The 13,655-nt window shown below is 65.0% G+C and carries 9 protein-coding genes; 3 read left to right on the forward strand and 6 right to left on the reverse strand.

The annotated features are described in order from the left end of the window. Window positions 1-251: 251 nt before the first annotated feature. The 3 genes from KAQ61_RS13220 to KAQ61_RS18870 all read left to right on the forward strand — a co-directional run bounded on the left by KAQ61_RS13220 (window position 252) and on the right by KAQ61_RS18870 (window position 5,224). The gene (locus KAQ61_RS13220; protein ID WP_210929466.1) at window positions 252-3,164 is read left to right on the forward strand and encodes a ribonucleoside-diphosphate reductase subunit alpha; all 2,913 of its coding nucleotides are present in this window, start codon (window positions 252-254) and stop codon (window positions 3,162-3,164) included. A gap of 123 nt (window positions 3,165-3,287) precedes the next feature. Then, the gene (locus KAQ61_RS13225; RefSeq protein ID WP_045266219.1) at window positions 3,288-4,373 is read left to right on the forward strand and encodes a ribonucleotide-diphosphate reductase subunit beta; all 1,086 of its coding nucleotides are present in this window, start codon (window positions 3,288-3,290) and stop codon (window positions 4,371-4,373) included. Between the two features lie 197 nt (window positions 4,374-4,570). After that, window positions 4,571-5,224, forward strand: a complete 654-nt coding sequence (locus KAQ61_RS18870; RefSeq protein ID WP_244982899.1) for a histone — start codon at window positions 4,571-4,573, stop codon at window positions 5,222-5,224. A gap of 70 nt (window positions 5,225-5,294) precedes the next feature. Here KAQ61_RS18870 and KAQ61_RS13235 read toward each other — a convergent pair whose 3' ends face one another. The 6 genes from KAQ61_RS13235 to KAQ61_RS13260 form a co-directional block, all read right to left on the reverse strand. Further along, window positions 5,295-7,562, reverse strand: coding sequence for a hypothetical protein (locus KAQ61_RS13235; RefSeq protein ID WP_210929468.1), 2,268 nt, complete (start codon window positions 7,560-7,562; stop codon window positions 5,295-5,297). Between the two features lie 101 nt (window positions 7,563-7,663). Then, on the reverse strand, window positions 7,664-9,223 hold the full coding sequence (locus KAQ61_RS13240) for a methyl-accepting chemotaxis protein (RefSeq protein WP_162524662.1): 1,560 nt from the start codon (window positions 9,221-9,223) through the stop codon (window positions 7,664-7,666). A 158-nt stretch (window positions 9,224-9,381) separates the two neighbouring features. Next, window positions 9,382-10,605, reverse strand: coding sequence for a DNA polymerase IV (dinB, locus tag KAQ61_RS13245; RefSeq protein WP_210931915.1), 1,224 nt, complete (start codon window positions 10,603-10,605; stop codon window positions 9,382-9,384). A 63-nt stretch (window positions 10,606-10,668) separates the two neighbouring features. After that, on the reverse strand, window positions 10,669-11,601 hold the full coding sequence (locus KAQ61_RS13250) for a DMT family transporter (RefSeq protein WP_183303123.1): 933 nt from the start codon (window positions 11,599-11,601) through the stop codon (window positions 10,669-10,671). Between the two features lie 221 nt (window positions 11,602-11,822). Continuing rightward, a complete protein-coding gene (locus KAQ61_RS13255; RefSeq protein WP_276514445.1) occupies window positions 11,823-13,004 on the reverse strand; it encodes an alpha-hydroxy acid oxidase in 1,182 nt (393 codons plus the stop codon). Window positions 13,005-13,136: 132 nt separating this feature from the next. Further along, window positions 13,137-13,460: a diguanylate cyclase domain-containing protein gene (locus KAQ61_RS13260; protein WP_338026713.1), complete on the reverse strand. Its 324-nt coding sequence runs from the start codon at window positions 13,458-13,460 to the stop codon at window positions 13,137-13,139. Window positions 13,461-13,655 lie beyond the last annotated feature (195 nt).

Consider the following 13,655-nt stretch of genomic DNA (forward strand, 5'->3'; position numbering starts at 1 on the left):
CCATGGGCCCGCAAGCCGCATGCAGCCTGGCTTTGCGGGCGCGGGGCCACGGCGCCCGCCGGCCGCACGCCTGTCAACACGGGCCACACCCAGGTGCTGCCAGCCTACAACGCAGATTTCGTCACGCTGGCGAAATACACTACCCCTAGTGTCATTGAAATCACATGACGCTACAGGTAGCGCACATTTTTTGTGCAGCACCTCCCTATTCCGGCGCACCGCACGCCCCCTTCCATCCTCCAGAGGCCCTCATGCAGCACGCTATGAACAGCTCCCACACCGACCTTGCAACGCACGGCGCCCCCACGCCCGGGGCCAGCAGCGTTCCGGCGGTCCTGGACCAATACCAGATCATTCGCCGCAGCGGCGACGTCGTGCCCTTCGCGCCGCAAAAGATTGCCATCGCCCTGACCAAGGCCTTCCTGGCCGTGCGCGGCCCCCAGGGCGCCGCCTCGACCAGCATCCGTGAAACCGTCGAAGCGCTGACCAACGGCGTCGTGCGTGCGCTGCTGCGCTCGCGCCCCGAGGGCGGCACCTTCCACATCGAGGACGTGCAGGACCACGTGGAACTGGCCCTGATGCGCGGCGGCCACCAGGACGTGGCCCGTGCCTATGTGCTGTACCGCGAAGCCCGCAACCAGGAACGTGCCGCCGCCAAGAAAAAGGCCGCCGAAGACGCTGCTGCCGCCGCCGCGCCCCAGCCCAGCCTGCACGTGACCGACCACGGCCAGCGCATCCCGCTGGACCAGGCCCGCCTGGAGGCGCTGATCACGGCCGCCTGCCACGACCTGAACGCCGACATCAGCCCCGCGCCCATCGTGGCCGAGACCCTGCGCAACCTGTACGACGGCGTACCCCTGGCCGAGGTCTACAAGGCCGCCATCCTGGCCGCCCGCACGCTGATCGAGCGCGACCCCGACTACACCTACGTCACCGCCCGCCTGCTGCTGCACACCATCGTGCGCGAGGTGCTGGGCCGCGACGTGCAGCCGGCCGACATGGACGCGGCCTACGCCGAGGATTTCCCCGCCTTCATCGCCAAGGGTGTGGAGCACGAACTGCTGAACCCCGAGCTGCTTAAGTTCGACCTGCCGCGCCTGGGTGCGGCCCTGAAGGCCGAACGCGACCAGCAGTTCGACTACCTGGGCCTGCAGACCCTGTACGACCGCTACTTCCTGCACGTGCGCAAGACCCGCATCGAGCTGCCCCAGTCCTTCTTCATGCGCGTGGCCATGGGCCTGGCACTGAACGAGGACGACCGCAACGCCCGCGCCATCGAGTTCTATGAGCTGCTGAGCTCCTTCGACTTCATGTCGTCCACGCCCACGCTGTTCAACAGCGGCACGCAGCGTTCGCAGCTGTCCAGCTGCTACCTGACCACCGTCTCCGACGACCTGGGCGGCATCTACGACGCCATCAAGGAAAACGCCCTGCTGTCCAAGTTTGCTGGCGGCCTGGGCAACGACTGGACCCCCGTGCGCGCCCTGGGCGCCCGCATCAAGGGCACGAACGGCGAATCGCAGGGCGTGGTGCCATTCCTGAAGGTGGTCAACGACACGGCCGTCGCCGTGAACCAGGGCGGCAAGCGCAAGGGCGCCGTCTGCGCCTACCTGGAAACCTGGCACCTGGACATCGAAGAGTTCGTCGAACTGCGCAAGAACACCGGCGACGACCGCCGCCGCACGCACGACATGAACACCGCCAACTGGATCCCCGACCTGTTCATGCAGCGCGTGATGGAAAAGGGACAGTGGACGCTGTTCAGCCCTTCCGACGTGCCCGACCTGCACGACCTGTACGGCCAGGCCTTTGCCAAGGCGTACACCGCCTATGAAGCCCAGGCCGATGCGGGCGAGCTCAAGCTCTTCAAGCGCGTGCCCGCCGTGGACCTGTGGCGCAAGATGCTGTCCATGCTGTTCGAGACCGGCCACCCCTGGATCACGTTCAAGGACCCTTGCAACATCCGCTCGCCCCAGCAGCACGTGGGCGTGGTGCACTCGTCCAACCTGTGTACCGAAATCACGCTGAACACCAGCGCTACCGAGACCGCCGTGTGCAACCTGGGCTCGGTCAACCTGGCCCAGCACATTCGCGATGGCCAGCTGGACCACGACAAGCTGCGCAAGACCGTGCGCACCGCCATGCGCATGCTGGACAACGTGATCGACATCAACTACTACGCCGTGGACAAGGCGCGTGACTCCAACCTGCGCCACCGCCCCGTGGGCCTGGGCCTGATGGGCTTCCAGGATGCGCTGTACGCCATGCGCACGCCGTATGCCAGCGACGCGGCGGTGGAGTTCGCCGATGCCTCCATGGAAGCCATCTGCTACTACGCCTACTGGGCATCGACCGAGCTGGCCAAGGAACGTGGCACCTACTCCAGCTACCAGGGTTCGCTGTGGTCCAAGGGCATCCTGCCGCTGGACTCGCTGAACCTGCTGGAGCAGGCGCGCGGCGGCTACGTCGATGTGGACCGCAGCACCCGCCTGGACTGGGAGGCGCTGCGCGCCAAGATCGCCCAAGATGGCATGCGCAACAGCAACTGCGTGGCGATTGCGCCCACGGCCACCATCTCCAACATCGTCGGCGTTGATGCCTCGATCGAGCCTTCGTTCGGCAACCTGTCGGTGAAGTCCAACCTGTCGGGCGAGTTCACCATCATCAACCAGTACCTGGTGCGTGACCTGAAGCAGCTGGGCCTGTGGGACAGCGTAATGGTCATGGACCTGAAGCACTTCGACGGCTCGCTGCGTGCCATCGACCGCGTGCCGCAGGACCTCAAGCAGCTGTACGCCACGGCCTTCGAGGTGGAGCCCACCTGGCTGGTGGAAGCCGCTGCACGCCGCCAGAAGTGGATCGACCAGGCCCAGAGCCTGAACATCTACATGGCCGGTGCCTCGGGCAAGAAGCTGCACGACACCTACATGCTGGCCTGGCTGCGCGGTCTGAAGACCACCTACTACCTGCGCACCACCAGCGCCACGGCGGCCGAGAAGTCGACCATCCAGAGCCGCGCGCTGAACGCTGTCTCGCCCGCCGCGGTCGAGACCTCCAGCGCACTGGACCGCGCCGCCGCCGCCGCACGGGCCAGCACCGGGGCACCGGCCACGGACGTCAAGTTCTGCGCCATCGACGACCCGGGCTGCGAAGCCTGCCAATAAGGCACCCATTGATTTCATAGCAGCCAGCGCGCAGACCGCAAGGGTTTTCAAGCTTCATCGCTTGAACCCCTTGTCTGTCCTGCGCAGCCAGCTCACTTTTTTGCAGATTGCAGGGAGTACGACATGCTGACTTTTGATGACGAGATTTCGTCCACCACCAGCCCCAGCCACACCGCATCGGCCAGCACGCACCAGCGTGTGAATGCAGCCGACAAGCGCATCATCAACGCCAAGACCGACGTCAACCAGTTGGTGCCCTTCAAGTACAAATGGGCCTGGGAGAAATACCTCGCCACCTGCGCCAACCACTGGATGCCGCAGGAGGTGAACATGACGCGCGACATCGCGCTGTGGAAGGACCCGAACGGCCTGACCGACGACGAACGCCGCATCGTCAAGCGCAACCTGGGCTTCTTCACCACGGCCGACTCGTTGGCTGCCAACAACATCGTCCTAGGGACTTACCGCCATATCACGGCGCCCGAGTGCCGCCAGTTCCTGCTGCGCCAGGCCTTCGAGGAAGCCATCCACACGCATGCCTACCAGTACATCGTGGAGTCGATCGGCCTGGACGAAGGCGAGATCTTCAACGCCTACAACGAGATCCCGTCGATCCGCCACAAAGACGAGTTCCTGATCCCCTTCATCGAAGCGATCATGGACCCCCACTTCCACACCGGCACCCCCGAAACCGACCAGACCCTGCTGAAGTCGCTGATCGTTTTTGCCTGCCTGATGGAGGGCCTGTTCTTCTACGTCGGCTTCACGCAGATCCTGGCCCTGGGCCGCCAGAACAAGATGGTCGGCGCGGCCGAGCAGTACCAGTACATCCTGCGCGACGAGTCCATGCACTGCAACTTCGGCATCGACCTGATCAACCAGCTGAAGCTCGAAAACCCGCACCTGTGGACGGCCGAATTCAAGGAAGAAATCAACGCCCTGTTCCGCAAGGCCGTGGACCTGGAATATGCCTATGCCGAGGACACCATGCCGCGCGGCGTGCTGGGCATGAACGCCTCGATGTTCAAGGGCTACCTGCGCTACATCGCCAACCGCCGCGCCACGCAAATCGGCCTCGAAGAGCTGTTCCCCGGCGAAGAAAATCCGTTCCCCTGGATGAGCGAAATGATCGATCTGAAGAAGGAACGTAACTTCTTTGAGACACGCGTGATCGAATACCAAACCGGTGGCGCACTTTCTTGGGATTAAGACGCGATAAAGCCTCGCAAACTCACGCAAGGGAATTCATAATGCGCCCCATGCCATCACAATTATTTCTACAGGTGATGGCATGGGGCGTTTGTGTGTCCATGCGGCGAAACACTCCACGTCGCAATGGCTGGTGAGTCGCTCTTTTTCCAAGCGATCACGCAAATGCTGTGTGCAAATTGATGAAGGAGAAAACGATGGCAACTGCAAAAAAACCGGCTGAGAAAAAGGCCACCACCGCAACCAAGACCGAAGCGCCCAAGAAGGCCGTAACCAAGGCTGCCGCACCTGCCAAGAAGGCTGCGGCTCCTGCCGCCAAGAAGGCTGCGGCTCCTGCCGCCAAGAAGGCCGCTGCACCTGCCGCCAAGAAGGCCGCGGCACCTGCTGCCAAGAAGGCTGCGGCACCTGCTGCCAAGAAGGCTGCGGCTCCTGCCGCCAAGAAGGCTGCGGCTCCTGCTGCCAAGAAGGCCGCTGCACCTGCTGCCAAGAAGGCCGCTGCACCTGCTGCCAAGAAGGCCGCTGCACCTGCTGCCAAGAAGGCTGCGGCACCTGCTGCCAAGAAGGCCGCTGCACCTGCTGCCAAGAAGGCCGCTGCACCTGCTGCCAAGAAGGCCGCTGCACCTGCTGCCAAGAAGGCCGCTGCACCTGCCGCCAAGAAGGCTGCGGCACCTGCTGCCAAGAAGGCCGCTGCACCTGCTGCCAAGAAGGCTGCGGCACCTGCTGCCAAGAAGGCCGCTGCACCTGCTGCCAAGAAGGCTGCTGCGCCTGCCACGGAGACCGCAGCGCCTGTGGCCAAGACCGTGCTGGCTCCCCAGGCTGCCTGGCCCTTCCCGACCGGCAACAAGCCCTAAAGCTTCCTGCCCTGCAGCGCCTGCTTGCTGCAGGCACCATAAAAAAACCGGCTCCTCGAAGCCGGTTTTTTTATGCCGTGCGCACAGCGGCCGGGGCCCGTACCCAGGGCCAGTCATCGCGCAGTACGATCGCATCGGCATACACCGCATCCTGCTTGCGAATCCACAAACCGGCCGCGCTTTGCTTGAGCACATCGAGCTGCGCGGACTCCCAGCGCATGGGGGCAATCACGTTGTACTGGATCTCTGGCACAGGTGCAGCAGACTCCTGCGTGGCAGCCTCGGCCACCGGCAGGCCCTCGTCCATCCACTGCACGCCCTGCTGCGCATCCCAGCCTTGCACCATCGGGGTGAAGGCCCGCAGCTCCAGCGTCCAGACTTCATGCTTGTGCGGGCGCAGCCAATGCAGCTTCCAGTGGTGGGGCTCGTTGTGCTGCCCGCGCGCCAGCCATTCCAGCACCAGCCAGCCGTCACCCGCATAGTGCGGGCAGACGCTGGGGCCCACACCGCACAGCACGGCCCCCGACTGCGTGACCAGCACGCCTTCGCAGCGCGCGGCTTCCGGCGCCCACTCGTTGTTCATGTGGTTGGTCAGCCCCCCCCACCACCATGCCGCATCGTGTGAGGCCGGCAGGCGCCAGACATAGTCGCCATCGGCGCAGGGGTGCTGGATCTGGCGCACCTCGCGCCAGCGCGGCAGCAGCTTCCACACGCCTTGCGCGTTCACGCCCACTTCCCGCCATTCGTACGCCGGGGTCCAGCCGGGCTTGGCCAGGTTGACCTCATCGGCCACCTGCAGCGGCCAGCGCCACAAGCCGCTGCTGGCATGGTTGCTGTTGTCCGGACCACAGCCCACCAGCACCAGCAACTGCGCCCGCCCCCGCTGCAGGTGTGGGCGCATGCGCAACACCGGCCAGTGCATCTCGATCGCATTCAGTTGCTTGCCGTCCCAGACCCAGGGCACCGGCTTGGCCCCTTGCAGTGGTGACGGCCCCCAGGGGCACAGCAGCGCCCACTGGCCATCGACCACCAGGTGTTCCAGTTCCCACAAGCCGGGCAGCTGGTGCTCGCCCCACTGCACGGCATACGCCGGGGTCGCCCCGGGCTCGTCCTTGGCCTCGTGCACCAGGCTCCAGCTCAGGGACTGGCCCGCCACCGGCAGGCTCTGCGCCTCCCAGTGCAAGGGGTTGTGCAGATCCCGGCGCCAGCGGAACAACCGCACCGGCAAGGGCTTGACCAGCGGGCGTCCGTCAGGCCGGTGCTGCACCCGTCCCTGCACCGCGTCTCCCACCACGCAGGCGATGCTGCGGCCATCGTGCAGGCGTTCCAGCTGCGGGGTGTCCATCTCCACACACTGCAGCAGTTCCTCGCCCTCCCAGCTCAGCGCGGGATAGCCTGCAGCTTCCTGCGGCAGGTGCAGGTTGATCGTCCAGGGCTTGCGGTCCTCCGGCATCCAGTAGGACCATTGTTGCCGGCCCAGCGCCAGGCTCCACACCCCCAGACGCATCTTGGGCTTGTGCGCGCTGTCCGTGACCGGGTAACCATAGCTGGCGAAGGCCTGGCCATCCGGGCGCCAGACAAACGGGCTCTGGCTGTCAATCGTCCACTGCTGGGGCTCGCCATTGATCTGCAGTTGCCACTGCGGATGGAGCAAAGGCTCCAGCGGGTCGTCCAGCACCCGCAAGGAGATTGGCCAGTGGCGCTGCACGGCCACCTGGACCACGGCGTTGTCTTGCTGTGCGATCGCGGGCGGGATGGCCTGTGCCTGCACCGGCACACAATCAGCAGGGATCCACAGGTCGCACACCCCGACCAAGGCTTGTGCCTTGCCGCTGACGTGCTTGGCCAGCCAGGCCTCGAAGATGCCGTCACTGAGCACATGGCGGCCTTCGGCGGCCACGCCGTTGCCCCCCTGGCTTTCACCGTTCCAGCGCGGCAGGCGCCAATGCAAATCGTCCACCAGGCTGGCTTCGGCCACGCTCATCAGCCAGCTGCAGCGGTTCTTGCGGTCCAGCAGGCGTGGTGTGGAATCCCCATACGAGCCAGTCCGAATCCAGCGGCCATCGAATGAAGTGTGAAAGTCCGACTCCCAGACATAAGGCAAGTACACCCCATCGCTGCACAGCACATCCCCGTAGATGGGCCCGCCCATGCCACGCTCGCCGCGCATGCGGAACTTCACATCGCTGTCCGGCGGAGGTGGCGGCTCGGGCTCCATGGCCACGGCGGCTGCGGGCAATGGCTTGGCTCGCTGCGGTGCAGGCTGGCGCGGGCCCCGGCTTCGCACCCACCACAGCAGCAACGCCAGTATTGCCAAAATAATGAACAAAACTTGCATCCCTGCATGCTAACCAAGCTCACCGGTTTCAGCGTCTAAGTTGTTACACAAACCGGCATAAAAAAAGCAGCCCTGGGGCTGCTTGTCGGTGACAGTCATGCTCACGTCAGTTTGAAGAACGAGACCGAGCGCTGTAAACGCTGGGCGTTCGTGTTCAGCTGTTCCGCAGAACCCGTGGACTGCTCCACCAAGGCGGCGTTCTGCTGGGTCATGGAATCCAGGTTGGCCACGGCTTCGTTAACCTGGGCAATGCCCTGCGATTGCTCGCGCGTGGCCAGGCTGATTTCACGCACCAGGTGGCTGACGCGTTCCACGGCTTCGACCATGCCGTCGATCGTTTTGCCGGCGGCCTGCATGCGCGCATTGCCGTCGTTGATGCCATCCACGGTCTGGTGGATCAGCACGCTGATTTCCTTGGCCGCCGAGGCACTGCGCTGGGCCAGGGCGCGCACTTCGCCCGCCACCACGGCAAAGCCACGGCCCTGCTCGCCGGCACGGGCCGCTTCAACGGCCGCGTTCAAGGCCAGCAGATTGGTCTGGAAGGCGATGCTTTCGATCACGCTGATGATTTCGCTCATGCGGGTCGACGATGCGCGTATGCGCTCCATGGCCCCGCCAACATCCTGGATGGCCTGTCCGCTGCGCCCCACGACGGTCTTGCTCTGGTTGCTTTCCTGCTCCATTTGCTGGGCGGTCTCGGCCGTTTGCAGCACCGTGCCGGCGATCTCTTCCATCGACGCGGCCGTCTGCTGCAGGCTGGACGATTGCGACTCCGTGCGCTTGGCCAGGTCCAGGCTGGCGTGCGCCATCTCCTTGGACATGTCGTTGAAGCCCTGGACCTCCGTCAGCACGTCACCGACCACCGCATGCAGATTGATCTGGATCTGTTGCAGGCGGGCCATCAGGGTGCCCACGCTGCCGGTGTAGTTGTGGCTGCAGGTACTCGACAGGTTGCAACTGGCCATCTGGGCCGCCCAGGCACTGGCCTGTTCGATGCCGCGCACACAGCGTGACTCGAAGCGCCAGGCCACCCAGGCACCGCCCAGCAGCAGCACCGCCAGGCGCGTGCCCCAGGCCGCCACGCCCTGCCAGCCCAGCACATCGGGCAGCAAGGTCAGTGCCGCCACGGTGGCCAGCATCAGCACCATGCGCGCCAGCAGGCCGACATCGCTGCGCTGCGCCCACAGGCCGCGCCAGCCCAGACGGCGTACTTCCCCGGCACGCAGGCGCATGGTTTCGGCACCTGCCTGGGCTTCCTGGTTCATCTGCGCATACAGCGCCTCGGCCGCCTGGATGTCCTGGACCGCCGGCTTGGTGCGCACCGACAGATAGCCCTGGGGCCGGCCCCCTTCCATGATGGGGGTGACGTTAGCGCGCACCCAGTAGTGGTCGCCGTTCTTGCGGCGGTTCTTCACGATCCCCGTCCAGGGATAGCCGTTGCCGATCGTGCGCCACATGTCCTTGAATGCCCCCTCGGGCATGTCCGGGTGGCGGATCAGGTTGTGTGGCTGCCCGATGAGCTCCTCATACACATAGCCACTCACACGCACAAACGCCGGGTTGCAGTGCGTGATCTCGCCCTTGGTATTGGTCACCGATACCAGCAGTTCATCGCCCGGAAAGTCGTAATTGTTTTGGGTAACGGGGAAATTCGCTCGCACGCTGTCTCTCCAAACTAGCTGACACAACCTGCGCCCGTGCACATTGATTTGCCATAAGCAAACCACGGCCGCGCGCAAGAAAACCTCACATCATCGCACAGCCAGGTTGCAGTTGCTCACAATTGCCATGTTTTTAAGCACCAAACCAGTGCACACCCTCACGGACACCGTCGGCGCGGGCTAAAACAGCGGCAGCGACAGCGGATCGGCGCTGCCCCCGGGGGACGGCGCGCACCAGGCAACGGTGGTCCATCGGCCTTGTGCGCCTGGGCATCCCAGTGCACCAGGCTGCCCACGCGCACCCCCAGCAAGCGAATGCTCTGGGCCAGTGGCACGCGCTTGAGGCACTGCCCGGCAATGCGGCGGATCGTGGCGGCATCCTGGGTGTAGTGCTCCACCGTCACCTCGCGCGTCACGCTCTTGAAGTTGGCGTAGCGCAGCTTCACGCCCACCGTGCGGCCGGCATAGCCCTTGCGCTGCAGGTCCTCGGCCACACGTTCGCACAGGCGCGTGAAGATGGCGCCCAGCTCCGCCTTGTCCTCGCGCACATGCAGGTCGCGCTCGAAGGTGGTTTCACGGCTCATGCTGACCGGCTCGCTGTGCGTGACCACCGGGCGATCGTCCAGCCCGTGCGACACCGCATGCAGCCAGGCCCCATACGATTTGCCGAAATGCTGCACCAGCCAGGGCAGGCTGCAGGCGGCCAGCTCGCCAATACGCTGGATACCCAGTTGCTCCAGCCGGGCACCGGCTTTGGGACCGATGCCATTGATCTTGCGGCACGGCAAGGGCCAGATGCGCGTGGCCAGGTCCTGCGGCTGGACGATGGAGATGCCCTGGGGCTTTTCGAATTCGCTGGCCATCTTGGCCAGCAGCTTGTTGGGGGCCACCCCCACGGAACAGGTCAAGCCCGTCTCGGCGCGGATGGCGGCCTGGATGCGCGCGGCCAGCACGCGCCCACCCTCGTCCTGGCCGCCGGGCACCTCAGTGAAGTCGATGTAGACCTCGTCCACGCCGCGGTCCTCCATCACCGGCGCGATGGAGAGGATGACCTGCTTGAAGGCGCGCGAAAACTGGCGGTAGCGCGCAAAGTCGATGGGCAGCAGGATGGCCTGCGGGCACAGGCGCGCCGCCTTCATCATGCCCATGGCCGAGCCCACGCCGAACTGCCGCGCAGGGTAGGTGGCGGTGGTGATCACGCCGCGCCCCACATAGCCGCCCAGGCGCGGAAAAGCCTCGACGGGAATGGCCGCCAGCGTGCCCCAACGGTCCAGCAGGGCCTGTTCATGCTCGGGCGTGTGGCGGCTGCCGCCGATCACCACCGGCAGGCCCTGCAGCTGCGGGTAGCGCAGCAGTTCCACGGACGCAAAGAAGGCGTCCATGTCCAGATGGGCGATACGGCGGGGCAGGTCGGCAGGGCGCACCGCCCTATTGTCGCCAGAGTTTCAGACCCCTTGCAGGCAGATCAGCACCAGTCCCAGCACCATCAGCGCCATGCCCAGCAGCTCGGCACGGTTGAACTGCTCGCTGAGCATGCGGCGCGACACCAGGTAGCTGAAGACCACCTCCACCATGCCCAGGGTGCGCACCGCCGCCGCGCTTTGCATGGCATAGGCGGTAAACCAGGCCAGCGAGGCCGCCGCCCCCATGGAGCCGGCCAGCAGCGAGATGCGCCAGGCCCGGAAGATGGGCCGGATGCCCTGCGGCGTCTTGAAGGCCACCCAGGCCCCCAGCACGATGCTTTGCAGGGTCTGGGCCACCAGCACGCCCCAGGCCCCCGACAGCCACGGCGTCTGCGCCTGCAGTGCCAGCGCACCGCCGCGAAAGCCGATGACCGCAATCGCAAAGCACGCGCCGCAGGCCAGGCCGTACAGCGCCGACTTGCTGAACCAGGCCTGCAGCGACAGCAGTTGCCCGCGCGGCGGCAGCGACAGCAGCAGCACGCCGACGGTGGCAATCACCATGGCCGCCAGCGCCAGGGCCGTGGGCAACTCGTGCAGGAACACAGCCCCGAACAGGGCGACCTGCAGGATCTCGGTCTTGGACAGCGTGACCGCCACGGCGAAATTGCGTTCCTTCATGGCCAGCAGCAGCGCCGCCGTGGCCGCCACCTGGAACACCGCGCCCAGCGTGATCCAGGCCAGGTAGGCGGCGCTGAAATGCGGCAGCGCCGGGGGCTGCGCCGGCAGCACGTACAGCAGCAGCAGGAACACGGCCGCAAACGGCAGGCCGTACAGAAAGCGCACCAGCGTGGCGGGCAGCGTGCCCAGCTGCTGGGTCAGGCTGCGCTGGGCCGTGTTGCGCACGGTCTGGGCCAGGGCCGCAAACAGGGTGATGGGCACCCACAGCCACATCCAGGAAACAAGCGATTCAGACATGGGCTGGCAGCATACGGCGCGGGGGCCGGGGCGTCTCGCGCCGATTGGCGACGGCGGGCACAGCCAGCAACGACAGATAAAAAAGAAGCGGCTGGCGCTTGTCAGACCTTGGTTTCAGATGCTTTTGACATTGAATTCCAGTCTGCACGAGCGCCAGCCGCTCTGTTTTTTCAATACGCCCACCCACCTGCGACGCTGCGCGGCAGGTGCCGGCGCACGGCTCAGCCGCGGTCGTGCCAGGGCTGGGGGTAGGTGCCGGGCAGCAGGATGTCGGTGCCCACGTTGTTGATGTTGGTGTGGCCACAGAAGGCCATGGTGGTGTCCAGCTCCTTCTGGATGATCTGCAGCGCGCGGGTCACGCCGTCCTGGCCGAAGGCCCCCAGGCCGTACAGGAAGCTGCGCCCGATCAGGGTGCCCTGGGCGCCCAGCGCGCGCGCCTTGAGCACGTCCTGCCCGCTGCGGATGCCGCCGTCCATCCACACCTCGATGTCCTGGCCCACGGCCTGCGCAATCGCGGGCAGGGCCTCGATGGACGACGGCGCGCCATCCAGCTGGCGGCCGCCGTGGTTGCTGACGATCAGCGCATCCGCACCGCTTTGCGCGGCCAGCCGGGCATCTTCCACATCCATGATGCCCTTGAGGATGAGCTTGCCGCCCCAGCGCTTTTTGATCCACTCCACGTCGCCCCAGTTCAGGCGCGGGTCAAACTGGTCGGCCGTCCACGACGACAGCGAGGACATGTCGCCCACGCCATCCACATGGCCGACGATGTTGCCGAAGCTGCGCCGCCGCGTGCCCAGCATGCCCAGGCACCAGCGGGGCTTGGTGGCCAGGTTGATCAGGTTGGCCAGCGTGGGCTTGGGTGGGGTCGACAGGCCGTTCTTGATGTCCTTGTGGCGCTGGCCCAGGATCTGCAGGTCCAGCGTCAGCTGCAGCGCCGAGCAGTTGGCCGCCTTGGCGCGGTCGATCAGGCGCTCCATGAAGCCGCGGTCGCGCATCACGTACAGCTGGAACCAGAAGGGATGGCGGTCGGTGTGGGTGGCAATGTCTTCCAGCGAACAAATGCTCATGGTCGACAGCGTGAAGGGGATGCCGAAGGCCTTGGCCGCCTTGGCCGCCAGTATCTCGCCATCCGCGTGCTGCATGCCCGTCAGGCCCGTGGGCGCGATCGCCACCGGCATGGCCACGTCCTGGCCGACCATGGTGGTGCGCGTGCTGCGCCCTTCCATGTTCACCGCCACGCGCTGGCGCAGCTTGATCTTCTGGAACTCTTGCTCGTTGGCACGGTAGGTGCCCTGGGTGTACGAACCCGAATCGGCATAGTCATAGAACATGCGCGGCACGCGGCGCTTGGCGATCACGCGCAGGTCTTCAATACAGGTTATTTTGGACAGGTCAGCCACAGGTCAGCCCTTCTTCATTCAGTCATTGCAGTCATGGCGCATATCGTAGTGCGTCGTCATGCACTCCAAGCCCTGCCACCACCCAGCCTGGGCATGCACACCGTGCGCAAGCAAGATGGCGAAAAGTGTGGCTTACGCCTTGGGGCCGACGACCGCCTGTGCGGCGACTTCCGCCCGCGCCAGCAACGCAGCCTCTGCGTGGACCTGGTACAAGCGAATCTGGTGGCGCCCGGCCTGCTTGGACGCGTACATCGCCGTATCGGCACAGTGCAGCAGCGCATCCCACTGCAGGGCATGGTCGGGGTACAGCGCCACACCACCGCTGGCGTGCAGCACCTTCTCGACCATGGAGCAAAGGGCGCTTGTTTTTAAGCAGCCAATCATCCTGGACTTGACACTTAGATGCAGCGCAATGCCTGTGCTGCATTTTTTAAACGCTGCATTACCGAAAGCCATCGATGGGGTGCCAAAGCGGGCTTATGCAATCGCACTCCCTACGTGTGGATAAGCATTGAACTTGCACACAGATTGGTATGACCAATCAACAAAAAACAAGGGTAAACCACGAAAAAACAGACAAAAACCGTTAAATAGAGTCCATGCAATGACTTTTACAATCTGCAGCTCAACATTAAATAATATTGGTACGAC

Source organism: Comamonas aquatica (assembly GCF_018064205.1).
Lineage (GTDB): Bacteria > Pseudomonadota > Gammaproteobacteria > Burkholderiales > Burkholderiaceae_C > Comamonas > Comamonas aquatica.